Consider the following 21,659-nt stretch of genomic DNA (forward strand, 5'->3'; position numbering starts at 1 on the left):
TTTATTTTAAACTTTGCTTAAATTTATAAATTAAAGAAATAGAATAGCCAGCATTATGCTGGCTATAAAATTTTTAAAATTAGGAGAAACAGCCAGCCAAAAAGGCTGACTGAAAATAATTAGCTAGGAGAGAAGAAGAGATTATTTTGAAAGAGCTTTTTGAATGCTAAATGGCATACCTTGGTATCCAGCACCTGTACCTTTAAATTTGATTTTTACAGAAGGCTCTTTTTTACCCCATTCAAATTCATCAATTTCTGGTTGAGGTGCCCCTAAAGCTCTACCTGCTTTAAAATCGTATTCACCCATACCAGCAGTTGCAGAGTAAACCATTACAGAATCTTTATCTGTTTGATACTCAGTTAATGAAGTAACTGGTGAATACCAATCAATACCTCTATCTTTTCCATATTCCCAAAGTTGTTGGATAGTCATTTTTTTCTGATCTATTTTATAAATAACAGCTCTTGAGTATTTCATACTTGCCATTGCAGGTTGTTCAATTCCTCTACCATCACCATTATCAAATACAGATAGATATACAACATCTTTATTAGATTTACTATCAATTACAAAAGCTGTATGTTGTGTCCAAGTCCAGTCAAAGTCACCATCACCTGTGTATCCAGGACATTTACTTGTTTCATCTTCACAAACAATTTTGTTACCTTTTGCATCAACAGGTTGAAGTAATTTATCTTGATATTGTTTTTTCCAACCTTTTGCAGCACCTAAAATCCATTTAACTTGTTTATCTCTACCGATTTTAATTACAGCAGATTGGTGTCTTGAACTAATAACAATACTATCATCATTGTAGTCATAATCAACACTATTAACGTGTGCCCAGTTTCTACCAGGACCTGAACCTACAATATCCCCAAAGTTGTCAGATTTATCAAGTTTTGCTAACTCTTCAGATGATAAAGTCGCTCCTGCATGGTCAGCATCCATATTTAAACAAACGGCACCTTGGTCAAGAGCTTTTAAAACTACATCTCTATATGGATCTAAGATATCAAATAGTTTCCAATCATCAAATACTTTACCATTTTCATCTACTTCAACAATTACATCTCTTACTGTTCTAACATTTTTGCCATCAGCTCTTTTTAAATCAGCTGATCCAACTCTCATTAGAAAGTGTCCATTATTTAAAGTATCTAAAGAGTGAGAAAAGTCATTATATGCTAAAGGGATTCTTCTATTAAATACTTTTCTTCCCATAATGTCATATTTTGCATATCTTTGACCATATCCCCAAGATAGTGCACCATCATTATTTTGTTTAAATCCCATCATAATACCAGTATTATAAATGTCATCATAATTAATTAATTTTTCAGCATTTAAATACCATCTAACTTCACCATGGGTATCTACAATAAAGGCATTAGAGAAGTAGTTCCACTCTAAAGCACCACCTGATGGATTGTTCCATACAACTTTTGAACTTTTACCACCAGCTTTACCTTGAATATTATTAAGAAGATATAGTCTATCTTTAAATTTATTATCAACTTTTTCTACAGTAACACTTGAATATGGAAGTCCTCCTTGTTTAATTCCGTTTCCTGTTTGAAATACTGGTGGTGCATAAATTGTATATGTTTCAGTAAATTTTTCACTTTTAGTACCCAGGATTCTTGTATATGAAACTTCAACTGAGTTTTTATAATCTGGATATAGACCGAATACTGGGATACCTGCATAAAGTTTTGTATTTTCATTATTTACATCATACTCTACTGTTTGTCCACCTTTTTTAGGTACAATTTTTACATGTGCATCTTTAACTTTATACCCTCCATCTGTAATTACAGCTGTTAATGGAGCATATCCATAGGGATCCATCATAACATAGCCTAATTTCCCTGGGATTTGATAGTCGAGTTTTGGACCACTAGGCCCTCCTAAAGCCAATGAAACAGTTGGTGTAACTGCTAAAACAGCACTTGCAACAAGTACTGATGTTAAAATTTTTTTAACTTTCATAAGAAACTCCTTTATTTATAAAGTTTAGACTAAACAAAGTCTAAATCTATAAATAAAAGTATATAAGTGGGTGCTAACAGCAGAATAACTTGAATATTAAATATTCCTTAAATTATAGGTTTGTTTTTAGAATGTAGCCTTGACTTTGAATATTTTCTATAGAGACAGAAGGAAGTTGATGTTTTATTCTTAAAATTGCATTGTGAAGAGTACTTTTATTTATGCTTTCACAATCATATACATAGTTTTCAATCATATCGTAAGATACCAAGTTCCCTAAGTTATAGCATAGAAGCCAAAAAATTTTGTGATTATTAAATGATAGAAAAATAAGTTTGCCATTTAAGTAGATATACTCATTTTGGTAATCTATTTCAACTACTTCACTAATCTTTTCAATATTTGATTTAAGTCTCCCTTGTGCAATTAAAAGTGAAGTTTGAAGCTCTTCAATTTCAAGTGGTTTTCTTAAAAAGCTAAAGACTCCTCCTTTTATACTATTTATTAAATTTTCATCTGTATCATACGAGGTCATAACTATAAATATCTGTTTTGGTTTTAATCTTCTAATCTCTTCAATCATATCAAAACCATTAATTCCTGGCATATGAATATCAGTTACTACAATATCTACTTGCTCTTTTTTAAACTTTTCAAGTCCAATTAAACCATCAGGAGCCTCATAATAATTTTTACAATATGATGAGATTGCTTGTTTTATAGCAATTCTTGCGAGTTCATCATCTTCAACTACCAAAATAGATAGTTTATTTAATAAATTTAAAGTATTTTTATTCATCGTTGTCTCTTTCTAAATCTTTTTTAAAATTGAAAGTAAAAACTGTTGGATTATAATTTTTTTCAAGAATAATATCTCCTTTTAGTTTTTCTTGGGCAAGTTTCTTTGCAAAAAAGAGACCAATTCCACTTCCAAGGTTTTTTTTACTTTTCCCTTCATGGTCAGAGAAGAGTTTTTTTATATCTTGGTTACTTATTCCTCCACCCCAATCAATAATCTTAATAAAAACCATATCTTCTCTCTCTTCTACTTCAATTTTTATTACTCTTTTTTTAATAAGTTTTTCATCTAAAGCATCTTTTGAGTTTTGTAATAAAACAAGTAAAATTTGTTGAATAAAATTTTCAACAGAGTTTACTTTTAACTCTTTTATTTGTTCAATATCAAATTCAACTCTAATATTTTTTCTTGATAAATCAACATGTAATATATGTAATAATCCTTCTATTGATTGATATAAAAAAAATGGTTTAATATCTTCATTACATCTATAGAAATTTTTAAAAGAGTTAATGGTTTTAGCCATAAGCTGAGAGGCTTTAACACACATAGAGAGATTACTATCCAAAGTTGCGTCATCTAATGTTTTATCATTTAGTTTTGATTTTGTTGTTGTTAATAGTAGAGTTAATGAATTTAAAGGTTGGTATAGTTGGTGATTTATTCCTGAAATAAGTTCACCTATCTCTTGCATTCTTGAGCGTCTTCCTAAAATATATTCATACTCTCTTTCAGCTTTTGCTGTTCTTCTTCTTAAAAATTCATGAGAGGCATTAACTAATATAAGCAGAGCAAAAAAACAAAAAGATAAAAAAGCAACGTTTTCTACTAATTGGGCAAAACCCAACTCACTTATATCTTTATCTTTCATTCCCACACCAATATACCAATTAAAGTGTTTAAAGTTTTCAATAGTAATAGAATCATTATCTATTTTTATCTCTTGTTTTCCATCAACATCTTTTATTTTTCCTTTCAAAAAACTCTTTTCAACATCATTTTTTAATTTTTCATCTTTTAAAGTAGTTAGAATTTTCCCTTTTCTATCACTAATAAAATAGTATGTTTTATTATTTAGTTTTAGTTTTTGTATCTTATTAAAAATTGACTCAGTTTTAATTACTCCACAAAGCACACCTTGAAATTTCTCTTCATAAATTATTGGAGTACAAATATTAATAGTTTTTTCGTGTAATTCTCCATGTATTTTCATTGTTGTAATAGTAGTTTTTAATTCAGTTTTAGTTTTTATATACCATTCTGTTTTAAGAGGTTCAATGTTAAACTCTTTTGAAATAAAATTAGGATCTTTTTTATAATCATGGTAGAGCCTTTTATCTCCATAAAAGTAATAACCTTCTACAAGAGTTTGGACTGTATCAAAATAGAGATTATTATTTAGTAAAATATTTAATAGATTTTTAATATGTTCTTCTTTTTTATAAACTTGGTTATATCCAAAAAACTTGCTACTTGTTTCAATATTGTTTATTCTCTCCTCAAGCCAAGAGGAGATTGCATATTCAATATCCTTTGATATTAAAATACGATTTTTTTCAGCTAAGTTTTTTATATCTCTTTTTATATTATAAAAGCTGTTTGCAAGCATAAGGAAGTAAGATATTGTGAGAAGTATCACAATATGATAGAGTTTATATCTATTTAGATTATGAAAAAAATTCTTAAAATATTTAAAGTTTGACATGCACCTATCTTTTTTAGAATATTTATTATACTTCAACTTTTGTTATAAACAAAAGAGAAGAGTTTATCTCCTCTTTTTATTTTTATTATTCCGCCAAAGTTTGATTATTATCTTTTCTAAAAAGATCTCTAATAATCCAAGAGATACACATAGCACCAAGTAAAATGAAACAAACAATAAAAGCAAAAAGACAAGCTTGAGCCATATTTACTAAATGCATAGATGGAATTAAATACCACCCTTCTGAATAAAAGTCTATTAACCATTGTTGTAAAGCACTAAACTCTACACCTTCTGGTGGAATTGGATTATCAAATCCACAAGCTCCAGTTGGTAAAAACCAATCAGGAAACCAACTATCTAATGGCAATCCCAATGGAAAACTTGGCTCTGCTGAACATCCTTGCACACCAAAGGGATCATCTCCATGTGCTGCATGGTGGATTGTATTTAGTTTAATACTATATATAATCCCTTGGATAATTCCCCAAAAACCTAAGATATAACCTACTATTTTTAATACAATTTGAGAAGGTTTAATTGCTGCAATAATCCCTCCAAAAACCATACAAAAAAATGCAAATCTTATATATACACATTGTTCACAAGGTGCCATATATACATAGTGTTGAAATAGATTATGTGCAGTTAAAAGAAGCATCATCGCTGCTGCTGCCATAACTATCCACAAAAATCTCGCATCTTGCCATCTTGCAATGGTATTTATTGGAGAGGTTTTTAAATCTCTCCAAAAATCTGTTATTTTACAATTCATCTTTTATCTCCTTATTTTTTTAGAAGATATTCAACTAACTCAACCATATAATCTCTTGATTTTATAGCTTGTGTTTTTAGTAAATATTTACCATTTACTACAAATGCTGGAATCCCTTGGATTTTTGCAATTGGGTATGCAGGCTCCCATCTTTTTAGTAACTCTTGTACTTCTGGTGATGCAACTTCTTTTTCAAAATCTGCTTTACTTGAAATCCCTAAAATCTCAAATCCTGCTTTATAGAAATCATCTTCACCACTATCCCATCTTTGATTTTTATCATGGTATGCTTTATAGTATGTAAATTTCATTTTTTTAAGTAATCCATGTTTATCAAACACACTTGTGATACCTGCTTTTATATCTCTTGCACGTGCTACTGCCATTAGGTTTGAACCTTGTTGTCCATATTTACCTTTTGAATACAAATGCCATACTTCAAAGCTTGCCTCTGGTTTATCTTTAAGTACTTGTGTAATTACTGGTTCTGTTACTGCTTTATCATATTTATAACAAAATGGACAAGTAAAACTAAATACTTTTACTATTGTGTTTTTTTCCACATTTAGAGGTTGATCTAATTTAGTATAATTTACTCCCTCTTGAAAATCCGCTCCTAATAGTGCTACTGCTGTTATTAGCAATGCTCCTACTTTTCTTTTTAACATCATTTTTTACTCCTTAAATGAATTTATATTGTAATTATAAGAAGTCACTCTAATAGAGTTCTAATGTGAATCTTAAAGAAAAATAAAATTTTGAAATGATTTAAAAAGGAGTTTAAAGATAAAAAAATAGAGAAAAATTTATTCTCTATTTTTTAAGTAGATATATAAAATCAGAGAAAGAATAGCCAAAAATAGAGGATAAAAGAAGAGATATTCTTTTAAAGTGATTTTATTGCTCTCTATTTTACTTTTTTCTAAGGAGTCAATTTCATTGTAAATATCTCTTAAATCATCTTTTGAGTATGCAATATATGATTTCCCATTTGTTGCTTTTGAGATTTGATTTAATATAATTTTATTTGAGTTTCCAATTCCCACTGTATAGACTTTTATTGAGTATTTTTCCAAAAGTTTAATTACCACTTCCAAAGGGATATTACTCGCATTATCCTCTCCATCACTAAGAAGTATTACAATTTTTGATTTAGCTTTTGAAGTTTTTAAAATATTTACACTTGAGGCTAAAGAATCAATCATAGCTGTTCTATCCCCCACTATTCCAACTTCTAAATAGTCAACAATCTCTTTTTGAGCCTCTTTGTCAAAACTAAGTGGTGTTGCCATCATAACTGAAGTTCCAAAAACTACTATTGCAATATTATCATTTACTCTTTTTGGGATAAAATCTTTAACAATATCTTTTACAACATTAAATCTGTTTTCATTTTGATTTTCGGTATTTAATCCTTTTTCATTCATAGAGCCACTTGTATCAAGACTTAAAACAATATCAATACCATCATTTTTTATAATTTGTGTATCTAGTTGTCTATATGGAGAACTTAAGGCAATAATAGAACCAACAATAACTAGATATTTTAGTATAGTTGTAAGAAGTAAAGATTTATGTCTACTTTGTTCAAAAATATTAAGATGGGGCATTATATAGGTTGGAATTTTTGCTTTACAAAAGATTGAACAAAATATAAAGAGTAGTATTAACAGAAGCAAATAAGGATATTCAAATTTTATAGTAAGTAAATAATTATACATCTACATTATCCATAAATCTACCAAATAGAATCTTTGCATTGCTTCCAAACTCTTTAACATCTTTTTTATATTTGTAGTTTTCCAACTCTTCTATTAATTCATGAGCTAACTTTTTTTCCCTATCACTATGGCTTAAAAGTCTTACATATTTTGTTATTTCATAAGAGGCTTTTTTTGAATCACTTAAATCCAACTCTTTTAGAGTTTTATAGTAGAGTTTTCTTTTGTTTTTTCCTCTACTACTAATAAACTTAATAAGAATAAAAACTAAAACAAAAAGAACTAAACAAGCTAAAATCCAAAGAAACATATAAAGATATAGTGAATAATCAGGAATATCCACTAACTCTTTTATATCATTTATTTTTAAATCATTCATTATCTCATCAACCTCAGAAGTTTTGGCAAGGGCTCTTCATTTGTATAGATTTTTGTAAACTTTATTCCACACTTTTGGAAATGCTCTAAAAGTTTGCTGTCATTTTGTTTAACTCTTTTTTTATACTCTTTTACAATAGATCCATTTATATTTCCATCAAAGACTTGATTTGTTTGGGGATCAACTAAATTAACATTTCCTAGTTCAAAAGGGGATTCTTCAAATTTGTCTCTAACTATTATTGCTATAACTTCATGTTTTTTGCTTAAAAGTCTAAAATCAACCCCTTTTATATCAAAAAAATCTCCAATTAAAAAGATGATTGACCTTTTTTTTATTTTTTTAAAAAGTTCATCTATTATCATATTTAGGTTACTATTTTTACCTATACATTTATAGTTAAAAATAGCTTCACTCATCTTTGTAACTGCAAAATTTCTTTTTGATTTTTTTGTACAAAGTTCAACACTCTCATTTGCTATAAAAGAGCTAAAAGGATCCCCCTGTTTCACACAAGAGTAACCCAAAATTGAACAAATTTCAGTTACCAAATCTTGTTTGAATTTTTTTGTTCCAAAATATATAGAGCCACTAAGTATGGGAATAATATTTATATTTAACTCTTTTTGTGCATGGAAAACTTTTACAAAGGGTTTTGAAAATTTTGCAGAAATCAACCAATCAATATTTTTAACATCTTCTCCATATTCATACTCTTTTAACTCTAAAAAGTCATAACCTTCCCCTTTTAATAAAGAGGAGTTATTTCCTATAATTTCTGAAAAGATATTTCTTTTTGTTTTTATTAAAATCTTTTTTAAAGTTTGGTTCATCTTTATGGTATATCAATCTTCTCTAATACTTTATGAATCAAATCATCCACTTGTATATCTAAAGCCTCAGCTTCGTAACTTAAGATTATTCTGTGTCTTAATACATTTTTAACAACCAGTGCTATATCAATAGGAGTTACATATTCATTGCCTCTTATATATGCCATGGCTTTTACAGCTTTAAACATATCAATAGTTGCCCTAGGACTTGCCCCAAATTGTATATACTCTTTTATCTCTTCTAAGCCATAATTTTCAGGCTCTCTTGTTGCACAAATGATATTTACAATATACTCTTCAAGCTCTTTATCAATATGGATATTTTGAACCTCTTTTTTTAAAGTTTGAAGCTCCTCTTTGGTGATGATTTTATTTAGTTCTAAAATCTCATTTGAAGTAACTTTTTTTGCAATCTCATACTCTTGTTCTTTTGTGTTATACCCAACAACTATTTTAAACATAAATCTATCAAGTTGGGCTTCAGGCAAACTATAAGCTCCCTCTTGTTCAATTGGATTTTGAGTAGCAAGAACTAAAAAGGGTGATTCCACTATAAAAGTATCATCTGCAATTGTTACTTGTCTCTCTTGCATAACTTCCAAAAGTGCTGATTGAACTTTTGCTGGAGCTCTATTTATCTCATCTGCTAAAAGAAGATTTGTAAATATGGGACCTCTTTTGATTTTGAAATCACCTGTTTTCATATCAAAAATTTGAGCTCCAATAATATCACTTGGAAGCAGATCAGGTGTAAATTGAACCCTCTTAAATTTTAGATCAACAACATTTGCTACTGTTTTAACAGTAGTTGTTTTTGCTAAACCTGGAACCCCTTCAAGTAAAATATGACCATTTGTTAAAAGACCAATTAGGATTGAGTTTATCATATCCTCTTGCCCCACTACAACTTTAGCTATCTCATTTTTTATCTCTGTGATTTTTGTTTGTGACATCAATACTTCTTTTATATCTTTTTTAAGTTAGATATTCTATCAAAAGAAAGGTTTTAACAGCTTAAAATAATACCTTAAAAAAACCTTAAAATAGTAGTTAACTAGGGTAGTTAAAACTCACTTTAGACTCAAAAAATTTTGATTAATTTATAGACAATAAATTTTTAAATAAATTATTTCAAGAGGTATAATGGGTTATATATAATATAAAAAAACTAAGGAGATTGATATGAAAAGTGTATACGATATAGCAATCATTGGTGCTGGTCCAGCAGGAATTGCAACTTCATGTGAAGCAGTCATCTTCGGTGTTAAAAAAATCTTAATGTTTGAAAAAGGTGATAATCACTCTCAAACAATTAGAAAATATTTTAATGATAATAAACCAGTTGATAAGGATTGGAAAGGAATAGAAGTAGAGCTAAAAGGTCATATAGATTTTCAAGATGGAACAAAAGAGAGTACACTTGATCTGTTTGAGGAGTCTTTGGGAAAAAAGTTAATTGATGCAAAATTTAATACAGAGATTTCAAAGGTAAGCAAGCTAAAAAATAGATTTAAAATAGAGACAACTACAGGTGAAACATATTTTTCAAAAAGAGTTGTTGTAGCAATAGGGAAAATGGGAAAACCAAATAAACCAGACTATAAAATTCCATCAAGTTTAAAACTAAAAGCAAACCACACAATATCTGATTGTAAAGGAAATGAGGATGTATTAGTTGTAGGTGGTGGAGATAGTGCTTGTGAATATGCATATTTTATTCATCAAGATAATAGGGTAACTTTTAATTATAGAAGAGAAGAGATTACAAAAGCAAATCCAAAAAATGTAAAGAATCTTATGAATTGTATAGAAGATGGTGAAATTGAAGCAAAACTTGGGGTTGATATAGAAAAAATAGAAGATGAAGATGGAAAATTTAAAGTTTTTTATAATGATGGAACAATAGGGAAATATGACAGAATAATCTATGCTTTAGGTGGAGTTACTCCAAAAGAGTTTTTGAAAAGTTGCAGTGTTAGTTTAGATGAAAATGAGAAACCTTTTATAGATGAAAAGAATAAAAATAGTGCAGGGGTTTATCTTGCAGGAGATATTTGTGGTTCAATTGGTGGTTCAATTGCACTAGCTTTAAATCATGGGTATAATATAGTAACTGATTTTGCTGAGGTAGAGGTTAGGGAAGCAATAAGTGCTTAGGAATAAAAGGAGGTTTCCTTTTATTCTTTAATAAAACCTTTCTTGTGTACGCTTCGCGTATCACAAGTTCTCTTGCTCTCTCTTACGAGAGTAGCGCTTACAACCTTTTTGTTGAAAAAGGTTGCGCCAAAAGCAACCAGACACGATGTTAAAGCTCTTTCAGAGTTCCTTGAATATAGATATAATTTTCTGACCTGCGGAACTTATATAATACATTTAAGGAAATATATTATCATATTCCCTTAAATGTATTATATAAGTTCCGCAACGCAATAAATATTTTGTTTCTCTTTGAGGGAATTTGCGTAGCAAACAGTGAAGACGTTGGTAGTTTTTGCAATACTTTTTTCTACAAAAAAGTATTAAAGTGAAAGCCTTTAGGCTTTAAAGAAATGCTGTATTTATTATAAAAAAAAGAAATAAATAAGTACATAAAAAAGTAAAATCTAGTATTATATATGTTTATATGATTAGTTAATAAATTTTAAGAAAAATCAATATCAAATTAAATATTGTGAATAGGTTATATTAATGAATAATAATAAAGTAATTATAAATCACATTAAAACATATACTACTTTTGAATGGTTAGTGTTTATAAAAATTTTAGAGAATATGACTGACGATAAAATAAAAAAAATTGAGCATAATGATTCAGAAAGAAATTTATTACAGAATCCTAATTGGTATTTAATTATTGTAGATTTAGCAATTCGTTTTTCTGATTATAAAAATACAAAAGTAAATATCAATGCATTACCTACAAAATTTGATTATAGAAAATTTGTATCACTATATTTAAATAGTAAAGATAATGAAAAAAATTTTAAAAATGATTGAAATTCATCTTTAAATATTGCTTTATCAAGATATGCTGATGAACAATTAAGAAGATACTCCCCTGCAGTTAATAATTTTGGAAGATTATTAGATTTGTTTAAAGATAAAGAAATGTTACTTAAACAATTTTTTGGATTATCTCCTAAACAAATTTTATTTTTTACGGCACTAAATATTGATAAACACAATATATATAAACCTTTTGATTTTAGTAGTATTTTTAGATTACTAAAAGAATATGATTCTAAAATAACAGCTAAGAATTTTAATAAGTTTATAAATATTATGTCAATCAGTATCAAACAGTATAGACTAAAATCAAAAGAATTAGGAAATACTAAAGATAAAATAAAGACAACAAGATTAATTGAACAATTTCCAATTATTGATTTATCTGATGATTTTTATTTTATACCTTCTTTAAATGCACTGATAGAGTCTTTAACATATAAGCTCTTTAAAACATTGAATGATTTACAAGTAAAACCACAAAATTTTAAGCGTGAGTTTGGAAATACATTCGAAAATTATACTAGAAGGTTAACTAAATTTAGACATAATGAATATATATATGAATGTAATGAATTGATTACTGAAATTAAAAAAGAAAAAGCAGAATATTATTTATTAAAAGATAATTCTACAATTGTAATTGAAAGTAAATTATTACCAGTGAATGATGAAATGATTCTAAATGGAGACTTACCTCACATTAAGAAGAATTTTATTGAGACTATAAATAAAGCATTTAGCCAAATTAAATCAACATTTGATCATATAAGTGTAGAAAATAAATATGCCATTATTGTTATACATACTCATACTCTTTTATTGGAAAGTAGAATAGAACTTCTAAAAGATAATATTAATTATGAATTTATAGACAATGTTATAATTCTTTCAATAATTGATTACGAAATTTTAATAGATAATTCTTTTGAGAAAATCATTGAGTTTTTTAAACAAAAGAAAACTGACCAAAAAAAACATATATCAATATTTTTTTCTAATAAACAAAATATGTATTTAGAAAAAGTTTTTTATTCAGCATTTAATGAAATATTAGATAATAATTGAATTTAAATGTTTATTTGAAAAACCTCTCCAACTCATCTATAACCTCCAAAGGTTTCTCTTCTGGCAAAAAATGCCCACAATCAAGTGCCTTGCCACTTACCTTTGTGGCATATTCACTCCAAACATCTAAAACCTTGTAAGTTCTATTTATAAACCCTTTTGCTCCCCAAAGAACCAAAAGAGGTGTATCTATTTTTCTATTTCTATCTTTCCTATCATCACTCATATCTATAGTTGCTGCTGCTCTATAATCTTCACAAGTTGCATGAATAGATTCTTTATCAAAACATTTTACATACTCATCTAAAGCCTCACTGTCAAATTTCTTTTCAAAGGCTACATCTTTTGCACTCCATCTTTTTAGTTTCTCTTTTAGATAATATTCTGGATTAGCTTCTATCATAGTTTCAGGAAGATTATCTGGTTGTATTAGAAAAAACCAGTGGTAATAACCTGTTGCAAAAATTTGGTCTGTATTTTCAAACATATGAAAAGTTGGAGCAATATCCATAACACAAGCTTTTAAAACTTGATTTGGATAATCTAAACATAATCTGTGAGTTACTCTAGCCCCTCTATCATGTCCAGCTACAAAAAACTTATCAAATCCTAAATAGTTCATAAGTTCAACCATATCTTTTGCCATATTTTTTTTAGAGTAGTTTTCATGGTTTTCTAAACCCTTTGGTTTAGAGCTTTTCCCATATCCTCTTAAATCTGGACAAACTATATAAAAAGAGTTTGCTAAAGTAGGGGCAATTTTATGCCACATAATGTGAGTTTGAGGATAGCCATGGATTAATAAAAGGGGTTTGCCAATTCCTGTGTGTTTAAAATTTATTTTAACACCATTTACCTCTATTGATTCTTCTTTAAAAATATTTGGAAAAAGCATAAATATCCTTTTTTGAAAAATTTTAGCAAAAATAAAAGAGAAAAATATAAATATTTATCAAAAAATGTTAACTTAAAGAAGTATTAAAGTTAACTTAGATAAAATCACGACTCTATTTTAAATAGAAAACCTCTCATGTGTCAATCCTGGTATGGGTTGTGACAAGTTAATTGTACTTGCCATTAAGGGGCACAGAGGCTAAACCCAGATGACTTAAAAAAGAACAACTCGTGTGTTCTCTTTAGGTTTTTGCTTCTTTTTAGCAAAATTTATTTTTGTGTGAAAAAAGAAGACATAATATTATAAAACAAGGAAAAACTATGGTTACTATGAAAGACCTATTAGAGTGTGGTGTACACTTCGGACACCAAACAAGAAGATGGAATCCAAAAATGAAAAAATTCATTTTCGGTGTAAGAAAAAATATCTATATCATTGACTTACAAAAAACGTTAAGATATTTCAGATATACATACAATGTAGTTAGAGATGCAGCAGCAGAAGGTCAAACAATGATTTTCGTTGGTACAAAAAAACAAGCTAGTCAAGCTGTAAAAGATGCAGCTATTAAATGTGGAATGCCTTATGTAAACCACAGATGGTTAGGTGGAATGTTAACTAACTACGGAACAATTAAAAAATCAATTAGAAAATTAGAAGTAATTAAAAAAATGAGAGAAGAGGGTCAATTAGACCTTTTAACTAAAAAAGAAGCTTTAATGCTTACAAGAAAAGAAGAAAAATTAGAACTTTATCTTGGTGGTATTAAAGAGATGAACAAACTTCCAGATTTAATGTTTGTTTTAGATGCAGTAAAAGAAAAAATCGCTATCCAAGAAGCTAGAAGATTAGGAATCAAAGTTGTAGCACCACTTGATACTAACTGTGACCCAGATGTTGTTGACTATCCAATCCCAGGAAACGACGATGCAATTAGATCAATTCAACTATTTTGTGATGAAATGGCAGAAGCAATGAACGAAGGTAGAGCTGCGTTAGCAGACGAGACTGGTACAGAACTTGAAGCTCCAGTATCTGAAGAAGAGGTACAAGAAGTAGTTGCAGAAGCTGTAGCAGAAGGTGAAGCTGAAGCAGTAGAAACTGAAGAAAAAACAGAGGAAGCATAAGATGGCAGGAGCAACTCCAAAACTAATCAAAGAGTTAAGAGAAAAATCTGGTGCAGGAATGCTTGATTGCAAAAACGCTTTAAATGAGTGTGATGGTAATATTGATGATGCAATGAAATTCTTAAGAGAAGCTGGTCTTGCAAAAGCTGCTAAAAAAAGTGGTAATGTTGCTGCAGAAGGTCTTATTACAATTTTAGTTAATGAGGACTCTACTAAAGTAACTATGACTGAAGTTAACTCACAAACTGACTTCGTTGCAAAAAATGACCAATTTATTAATTTAACAAAAGAGATCACTTCTCATGTTCAAGCACATGGTTGTACTGAGTCTTCTGAATTATTAAAAACAACTATTAATGGTACAACTTTTGAAGAGTATTTAAATGGAAAAATTGCAACTATCGGTGAAAACATTGTTGCTAGAAAAATGGTAACTATTTCAACTGATAATGGTGTTGTAAATGGTTATGTTCATATGGGTAAAGTTGGTGTTATTTTAGCAGCAACTTGCTCTGATGCTGCAAAAGAAAAAACTGTTGATTTATTAAAAAAAGTTGCAATGCATGCAGCTTCAATGAAACCAACTGTTATTTCATATAAAGATTTAGATGCAGATTTTATTGAATCTGAAAATAAAGCTATTATTGCTGATATTGAAAAAGAGAATGAAGAGTTAGTAAGACTTAAAAAACCTCTTAAAAATATCCCTCAGTTTGTTACAAGACAACAATTAACTGAAGAGGCAATTGAAGCAGCTAAAAAAGAGATGAGAGATGAGTTACTTGCGCAAGGTAAACCAGAAAAAATTATTGAAAACATTCTTACAGGTAAAATTGCAAGATGGATTGAAGATAACTCTCAATTAGATAAAACTCACGCACTATTATCTCAAACATACGTTATGGATGATTCTATGAGTGTTGAAGAAGCTATTAAAGCTGTTGATTCATCAATAGAGATTGTTGAGTATGTAAGATTCGAACTTGGTGAAGGTATCGAGAAAAAAGAAGAAGATTTCGCAGCAGAAGTTGCAGCTCAAATGGGTAAATAAGCAATAGCGAAATAAGAAGTCAGAGTAATGGGTGAAACAATAAACAAACAAACACCCATAAGCTCTGACAAAAATATACTGCTTGAAGCAAAAAATCTAACTCACGAATTTGATTATAAACTTTTCGAAAATATAAATCTAACATTAGAAAAAAAAGAGTCAATTGCTATTATAGGAATTAGTGGTAGCGGTAAATCTACACTATTAAATATATTAAGTTCTCTTTTAAAACCAAAATTTGGTGAAATAATTTATAATAAAGAAGATATATATAAAAGTAAAAAAAAGAGGCTTTTAAATATAAGAAGAGAAGATTTTGGTATAATATTTCAAGCACATTACCTCTTTAGAGGTTTTACTGCAAATGATAATTTAGAGGTTGCTACACTTTTAAGTGGAAACAGTATTGATGAGGAGCTGTTAAAAAGGCTAAATATTGATTTTGTTCTAAAACAAGGTGTTGGTGAACTAAGTGGCGGACAACAACAAAGGCTGTCAATTGCAAGAGTTCTTACAAAAAAACCTAAAATTATATTTGCAGATGAACCCACAGGTAATCTTGATAAGCAGACAGCACAAATAGTAATGCAGACACTTCATGAATATATAAAAGAGAATGACTCTGGCATGATTCTTGTAACCCATGAAAATGAGTTGGCAATGCAGTGTGATAAAGTCTATAAATTAGAAAACTTAGAGTTAAAAGAGTTGAAATAATGAATTTGATTTTAGTGACAAAAACACCAATTATAGAAAAAATATTCACACTTGTATGTGCAAAAATGGGTATAAAACTTTTGGTTAGTGAAAACTTAAATACAAGTGATAACAGCGATATTATGGTAATTGATGAAGAGTTTGTAAACGAGAGCTTTAACTCTTTTAAAAGCCATACAAAAAAACTTGCTGCAATTGTTAGTGAAGAACTTCCTTTTGATAAAGCAAGAGATTTTATTATAAACAGACCTTTCCTTCCAGCAACTTTAGAGATGTTATTAAAAGAGCAAGTTGAGTTTATTAAAGATGATGAAAAAGTAGAAAATAGACTAAAAAAAGAGTTTATAGAAGATGGTTTTGATGAAGAAAAAGTTATTTCAAATTATGTGGAATCTCTAGCTGATGATATTGCAAGTGATATAGAAGAAGAGAGTGATGAGAGCATAGTAACTATTGCTTCACTAAATAATGGTGGTGTTTTAGATAATAGTGAATTAACTAAAATAAGTGATTTGTTGCATGATGATGAGTTATCATCTAATTACAATATGCCTGTTGATGAAAATGATTGGAAAGATATTAGTTCAATTATTGATGATGCTTTAAATGAAGTAAAAGAGTATGAGTTTGATTTGGAGCAAAAACCAAAAGATGATGAACCAAGAAGACTTATTTTAAATAACTATTCAATTGCTGAGTTAAAACCTTTTTTACAAAAATTTGACCAAGGTGTAATTGATAGACTCTCAAACGGCGAAGATGTAAATATAACAATGTGTTTAAAGGTTAGTAAATAATGGGAAAAAAAGGTGCAATACTTATTCTCTCGGGACCAAGTGGTTGCGGTAAATCAACACTTCTAAAAAAAGTGTATGAAGAGATTGAGGACTACTCTTTTTCAATTTCATCAACAACAAGAGAACCAAGAGTTGGTGAAAAAGATGGAGTTGATTACTACTTCATTACGAAAGAAGAGTTTGAAGAGGGGATTAAAAAAGGTGAGTTTTTAGAGTGGGCAAATGTTCATGGAAACTACTATGGAACTTCACTAAAGCCTATAAGAGCTGCTGTAGATGAAGGAAAACTTGTAATTTTTGATATAGATGTACAAGGGCACAATATAGTTAGAAAAAAACTTGATGATATAGTTACTTCAGTTTTTATTACAACACCTTCATTAAAAGAGTTAGAAAATAGATTAAATAGTAGAAATACTGACTCAAAAGAGGTAATTGAAAGAAGAATAGAAAACGCTAAAACAGAAATCAAATCTTTCAAAAAATATGACTATTTAATAATAAACGATGATTTAGAAAAGGCTTCAAAAGAGTTAATTGCGATTGCAAATATTACAAGAATAAAATCTAGATTATTTAGTGATGAAATAGTTAATAATTGGCTTATTAACTAATTTCACTATAACTTAAAGGGGCATCAAAATAGTACCCTTGAGAGTAACTTACTCCAATCTCTTTTACTTCATTATAGATATTTTCATCTGATACAAACTCTGCAACAGTTTTAAATCCAAATTTTTTAGCAAACTCATCTATTGTTCTTACAATGATTTGTTGGTTTCTTGATTCATTAATTCCTCTAATTAAAGAGCCATCAATTTTTACAAAATCAATATCCAAATTTACAAGCATATTAAAGTTTGAGTATCCTGCACCAAAGTCATCAACTCCGATTTTACACTCATATTTTTTCATATTTTCAATAAATTTAAAAACCTCAGAAAAATCAGAAATCTCTTCAGATTCTAAAATTTCAAACTCTAATTTAGAAGCATACTCTTTGTTGTTTTCTATTACATTATAGACATAACTCATTGTTGCAGCACTTGCAATATCTTCAAAAGAGATATTAACTGCAACTCTTTTATCTTTATTTTTAATAAGATTAAAGGCCTCATTTATCATGATTTTTATAATATTTGGATAAAGCTTTGCTTTTTTTGCAATATCTAAAAATGTGTATGGAGATACAACTGTACCATCATCATCAATATATCTAACTAAGGCTTCGTATTTATAAACCTCTTTTGTTTTTGTATCAACAATTGGTTGGAAGTAGGCTTTGAAGTTACCGTTTCTTACACCATTTCTAATCTTTTTAATCCATTTAATATTCTCTTCAAAAGATTCTTGGATATTAAAAGAGTCATTGTAAATTAAAATAGGTTCAAATTTTTTTCTTGCATATGCGATAACTCTTTGAGCATATTTATAGGCATTTCCATCACTACTTTTTGCAATACCAATTGTAATATTCAAATCAATCTCATGCTCATCAATACAAACAGGATCCTCTTCAATAAAATCTTCAAATTTTTTACAAAGGTTGTAAAACTCCTGGGTATCTAAATCGTACTCTCTTGAGATTACTAAAAATTTATCCGCTTCAACTCTATAGATCGAGAATAACTCTTTATTAAAATATTTTTGTAGGGTATCAGAGAATTTAAGTAAGACTTGGTCCCCATTATGTTCTCCAAAAAGGTCATTTATTGTAGAGAACTTGTCAATGTTTATCATTGCAATTAAATCTTTATTAGAATCCTCTAAATCTTTTTTTAATTTATTTCTATTTGGAAGATGTGTTAGATTGTCAATATATAAATCTTTTAACTCATGGTATAAAAGAGATTGACTCATCAATTGTAGAAGTTTTTTCATATCAATTGGTTTTAGAACATATTTATCAACCCCAATATCAATTGCTTCTAAAAGGTATTCGGTATTAGAAAATGCAGTTGCTACAATTATAGGAATGTTTGGATTTATTCTTTTTATCTCTCTAATCATCTCAAGACCATTCATAATAGGCATATTAACATCTGTGATAATTAAATCAATCTCTGATTCATTTTGCTTGAATAGTTCTAAACCTTCAGCACCATTTTGCGCGACAAATTGCTTCTTTGTAAAACCCTTTAAAATATTTAAGGTTATCTCTCTTAGAGCCTCTTCATCTTCTGCGTATAAAATTGTTATATTTTTTAGTATCGATACATTTGATATCATTAAGACTTACTCCAAACTTATTACGATATAATATTATAATATCTTTTATAAAAATGTTAACCAATAAGCATTTAATATAATTACTGATTATTAATTTATTATTTTAGGAAAATTTGTGGCTGATGTTAAATGTAATCACTGTCATCTTGTGTTTGACGAGAAAGTGATGATTAAAGAGGGAGAACTAAATTTTTGTTGTAAAGGGTGTCAAGGAGTTTATCATATCTTAAAAGATGATGGACTTGACTCATTTTATGAAAAGCTAGGAAACAAAACAATAGCTCCACCAATTGAAGTTGAAGATGATGTTGAAAGATTCGATACAAAAAGCTTTGAAGATACTTTTATAAAAACTACAGAAAATGGTTATAACAAGATTGACTTAATTATTGAAGGTATTCATTGTGCCGCTTGTGTTTGGTTAAATGAAAAAGTTCTTTTTGAAACAGAGGGTATAATTAGTGCGGATATAAACTTCACAAACAACAAAGCTAAAATTGTTTGGGACAATGAAAAAATAAAACTTTCACAAATTATTTTAAAAATTAGAAGTATTGGTTACAATGCCTATGCTTATGACTCAACAGTAGCAGATGAACAAGCTGCAAAATCAAAAAGAGACTATTTTATAAGAATGATGGTTGCCGTTTTTGCAAGTGTTAATATTATGATGCTTTCAGTTGCCAAATATACTGGATTTTTTACAGGAATCGATGAACAAATAAGAGAGTATATACATATTGCAGAGCTTGTATTTACAACACCAGTTCTTTTTTATTCAGGATGGATTTTCTTTAGGGGTGCATATTATGGTTTAAGAAACCGAGTTTTAAATATGGACTTTTTAGTTAGTTCAGGAGCTACTCTTACATATATTTACTCACTTTATGTTCTTTTTGGAGGAAAAGGGGAGAGCTATTTTGACTCTGTAACTATGATTATTACCTTTGTCTTAGTTGGTAAATATTTAGAAGTTATTGGAAAGAAAAGTGCAGTTGATACTTTGGATAAAATTAAAAGTTCTATTCCCCTTGAAGCAACTGTAGTAAAAGATGGAGTTAAAAAAGCAATTGCACTAAATAATATTGAATTGGGTGATATTATTGAGATAAGAAGTGGAGAAAAAGTTTGCATTGATGGAAAAATCATTAGTGGTGAAGGAACTTTTGATGAGTCAAGTTTAACAGGTGAATCTGTTCCTGTATTTAAAAAGATGGGAGATACAATATATAGTGGAACTATCAATAATGATGCACTAATTAGATATGAAACAACAAAAACATATAAAGACTCAACACTTAATTCAATAGTAACCCTTCTTGAGGATTCTTTGAGTTCAAAACCAGAGATAGAGTATAAAGCAAATGAAGTTTCAAAAGGGTTTACAGTTTCAATTTTATCCCTTTCATTACTTACTTTTTTGGTTTGGTACTTTTTTGGTTTAGATTTAGGCTTTGATTATGAAAATACAAACCATTTTGAAAAATCATTTATTGTTGCAATCTCTGTAATTGTTATTGCTTGTCCTTGTGCTTTAGCTTTAGCAACTCCTATTGCAAGTTTGATTGGTATCTCTGAACTTGCTAAAAAAGGGCTTCTGTTTAAGGAGGCAAAATTTATAGAGACCATGGCAAAGGCTAATACTTTGGTTATGGATAAAACTGGAACAATAACAAAAGGTGAGCTAAAAGTTAAAAAAGCAAGAATTTTAGATGATAATATTCACAAATTAAATCTTCTTTATTCCCTTTTAGATGCTTCAAGCCACCCCATTTCAAAATCTGTAAAAAAATATCTTTTGAAAAAGTATGATAATTTGGAACTTAAAAATATTATAGATGTTAAAAATATTCAAGCAAAAGGTATGGTTGCTAAATATACAAATGTAGATGATAAACTATTTCATATTATTGGTGGGAATATGGAACTAATAAAAGATAATAGAATCAACTACAACTTTGAGAGCCAAAACTCTGTATATATTTTTGCTATAAATAGAAGAGTTATTGCAACCTTTGAACTTGCAGATGAGATAAGAGAAGATGCAAAAGAGTTAGTAGAAAATCTAAAAGCAGAAGGTTTAGATATTGTAATGCTAACAGGAGACAATGAGAGTGTAGCAAAAAATGTTGCTTCAAAAGTAGGAATTAAAAAAGTTGTCTCTAATATTGATCCAATAGGGAAAGCAAACTATATTAAAAAGCTAAGAGAAGAGGGTAAAATAGTTGTTATGGCAGGAGATGGGATAAACGATTCTGTCGCTTTAGCTAGTTCTGATGTCTCTATTGCAATGGGGAACTCAGCAGATATTACAATCTCTGTTTCAGATATAGTTTTATTAAATAGTTCATTAAAGAGTCTTAATTTTGCATTTATGATCTCTAAAAGAACATATAAGTTTATAAAAGAAAACCTGCTATTATCTTTGATTTACAATATGATTACAATTCCTCTTGCAATGGCTGGATTTGTAATACCATTAGTTGCTGCACTATCTATGAGTTTAAGTTCACTATTAGTTGTTGCAAACTCAATGAGAATCAAATTAAAAGGTTAGGAAGA

Annotated in this window: 20 protein-coding genes; 9 read left to right on the forward strand and 11 right to left on the reverse strand. The window is 28.8% G+C overall.

The annotated features are described in order from the left end of the window. Positions 1-141 precede the first annotated feature (141 nt). The 9 genes from AEBR_RS03555 to AEBR_RS03595 form a co-directional block, all read right to left on the reverse strand. Entirely contained in the window at positions 142-1,995 is a 1,854-nt protein-coding gene (locus tag AEBR_RS03555) for an aryl-sulfate sulfotransferase (protein ID WP_129087991.1), read from the reverse strand. A gap of 112 nt (positions 1,996-2,107) precedes the next feature. Beyond that, positions 2,108-2,794, reverse strand: coding sequence for a response regulator transcription factor (locus tag AEBR_RS03560; protein ID WP_129087990.1), 687 nt, complete (start codon positions 2,792-2,794; stop codon positions 2,108-2,110). Then, a complete protein-coding gene (locus AEBR_RS03565; RefSeq protein WP_129087989.1) occupies positions 2,787-4,499 on the reverse strand; it encodes a sensor histidine kinase in 1,713 nt (570 codons plus the stop codon). Before AEBR_RS03565 ends, AEBR_RS03560 begins: the two co-directional genes overlap by 8 nt. An 85-nt stretch (positions 4,500-4,584) precedes the next feature. Further along, positions 4,585-5,274, reverse strand: coding sequence for a protein-disulfide oxidoreductase DsbI (gene dsbI, locus AEBR_RS03570; protein ID WP_129087988.1), 690 nt, complete (start codon positions 5,272-5,274; stop codon positions 4,585-4,587). Positions 5,275-5,285: 11 nt separating this feature from the next. Further along, complete coding sequence (locus AEBR_RS03575; protein WP_129088460.1) at positions 5,286-5,945, reverse strand: thiol:disulfide interchange protein DsbA/DsbL; 660 nt, start codon at positions 5,943-5,945, stop codon at positions 5,286-5,288. Between the two features lie 135 nt (positions 5,946-6,080). Beyond that, entirely contained in the window at positions 6,081-6,995 is a 915-nt protein-coding gene (locus AEBR_RS03580; protein ID WP_129088334.1) for a vWA domain-containing protein, read from the reverse strand. Next, the gene (locus AEBR_RS03585; RefSeq protein WP_129088335.1) at positions 6,988-7,374 is read right to left on the reverse strand and encodes a hypothetical protein; all 387 of its coding nucleotides are present in this window, start codon (positions 7,372-7,374) and stop codon (positions 6,988-6,990) included. Before AEBR_RS03585 ends, AEBR_RS03580 begins: the two co-directional genes overlap by 8 nt. Further along, the gene (locus AEBR_RS03590) at positions 7,374-8,207 is read right to left on the reverse strand and encodes a DUF58 domain-containing protein (protein ID WP_129088336.1); all 834 of its coding nucleotides are present in this window, start codon (positions 8,205-8,207) and stop codon (positions 7,374-7,376) included. The genes AEBR_RS03585 and AEBR_RS03590 overlap by 1 nt, the downstream gene beginning before the upstream one ends. Positions 8,208-8,209: 2 nt before the next feature. After that, positions 8,210-9,160 (reverse strand): AAA family ATPase, encoded by a 951-nt coding sequence (locus AEBR_RS03595; protein WP_129088337.1) that lies wholly within the window; start codon positions 9,158-9,160, stop codon positions 8,210-8,212. Positions 9,161-9,389: 229 nt separating this feature from the next. Here AEBR_RS03595 and AEBR_RS03600 point away from each other — a divergent pair, with 229 nt between their 5' ends. The 3 genes from AEBR_RS03600 (at position 9,390) to AEBR_RS03610 (ending at position 12,281) form a co-directional block, all read left to right on the forward strand. After that, on the forward strand, positions 9,390-10,364 hold the full coding sequence (locus AEBR_RS03600) for an NAD(P)-binding domain-containing protein (protein WP_129088338.1): 975 nt from the start codon (positions 9,390-9,392) through the stop codon (positions 10,362-10,364). Between the two features lie 531 nt (positions 10,365-10,895). Further along, positions 10,896-11,204, forward strand: a complete 309-nt coding sequence (locus tag AEBR_RS03605; RefSeq protein WP_129088339.1) for a hypothetical protein — start codon at positions 10,896-10,898, stop codon at positions 11,202-11,204. Between the two features lie 93 nt (positions 11,205-11,297). Beyond that, complete coding sequence (locus AEBR_RS03610; RefSeq protein WP_129088340.1) at positions 11,298-12,281, forward strand: hypothetical protein; 984 nt, start codon at positions 11,298-11,300, stop codon at positions 12,279-12,281. A gap of 10 nt (positions 12,282-12,291) precedes the next feature. Here the strand turns inward: AEBR_RS03610 and AEBR_RS03615 are convergent, their stop codons facing one another. Continuing rightward, positions 12,292-13,176, reverse strand: a complete 885-nt coding sequence (locus AEBR_RS03615) for an alpha/beta fold hydrolase (RefSeq protein WP_129088341.1) — start codon at positions 13,174-13,176, stop codon at positions 12,292-12,294. Positions 13,177-13,496: 320 nt separating this feature from the next. On the opposite strand from AEBR_RS03615, the gene rpsB reads away from it, so the two are divergent. From rpsB to gmk, 5 genes are read left to right on the forward strand one after another with little or no spacing between them, the layout of a single operon-like run. Then, positions 13,497-14,303, forward strand: a complete 807-nt coding sequence (gene rpsB / locus AEBR_RS03620) for a 30S ribosomal protein S2 (RefSeq protein ID WP_129088342.1) — start codon at positions 13,497-13,499, stop codon at positions 14,301-14,303. Position 14,304: 1 nt separating this feature from the next. Continuing rightward, complete coding sequence (gene tsf / locus AEBR_RS03625; protein WP_129088343.1) at positions 14,305-15,354, forward strand: translation elongation factor Ts; 1,050 nt, start codon at positions 14,305-14,307, stop codon at positions 15,352-15,354. Positions 15,355-15,381: 27 nt separating this feature from the next. Next, a complete protein-coding gene (locus AEBR_RS03630) occupies positions 15,382-16,071 on the forward strand; it encodes an ABC transporter ATP-binding protein (protein ID WP_129088344.1) in 690 nt (229 codons plus the stop codon). Further along, complete coding sequence (locus tag AEBR_RS03635; RefSeq protein WP_129088345.1) at positions 16,071-16,868, forward strand: hypothetical protein; 798 nt, start codon at positions 16,071-16,073, stop codon at positions 16,866-16,868. Before AEBR_RS03630 ends, AEBR_RS03635 begins: the two co-directional genes overlap by 1 nt. Then, positions 16,868-17,482, forward strand: coding sequence for a guanylate kinase (gene gmk / locus AEBR_RS03640; RefSeq protein WP_172658844.1), 615 nt, complete (start codon positions 16,868-16,870; stop codon positions 17,480-17,482). The genes AEBR_RS03635 and gmk overlap by 1 nt, the downstream gene beginning before the upstream one ends. Here gmk and AEBR_RS03645 read toward each other — a convergent pair. Continuing rightward, positions 17,475-19,097 (reverse strand): EAL domain-containing response regulator, encoded by a 1,623-nt coding sequence (locus AEBR_RS03645; RefSeq protein WP_129088346.1) that lies wholly within the window; start codon positions 19,095-19,097, stop codon positions 17,475-17,477. The two genes, gmk and AEBR_RS03645, sit on opposite strands and share 8 nt — an antisense overlap. 115 nt (positions 19,098-19,212) lie before the next feature. Here AEBR_RS03645 and AEBR_RS03650 point away from each other — a divergent pair, with 115 nt between their 5' ends. After that, the gene (locus tag AEBR_RS03650) at positions 19,213-21,654 is read left to right on the forward strand and encodes a heavy metal translocating P-type ATPase (protein ID WP_129088347.1); all 2,442 of its coding nucleotides are present in this window, start codon (positions 19,213-19,215) and stop codon (positions 21,652-21,654) included. The last annotated feature ends 5 nt before the right edge of the window (positions 21,655-21,659 follow it).

It is taken from the genome of Halarcobacter ebronensis (assembly GCF_013201825.1).
Taxonomy (GTDB): Bacteria; Campylobacterota; Campylobacteria; order Campylobacterales; family Arcobacteraceae; genus Halarcobacter; species Halarcobacter ebronensis.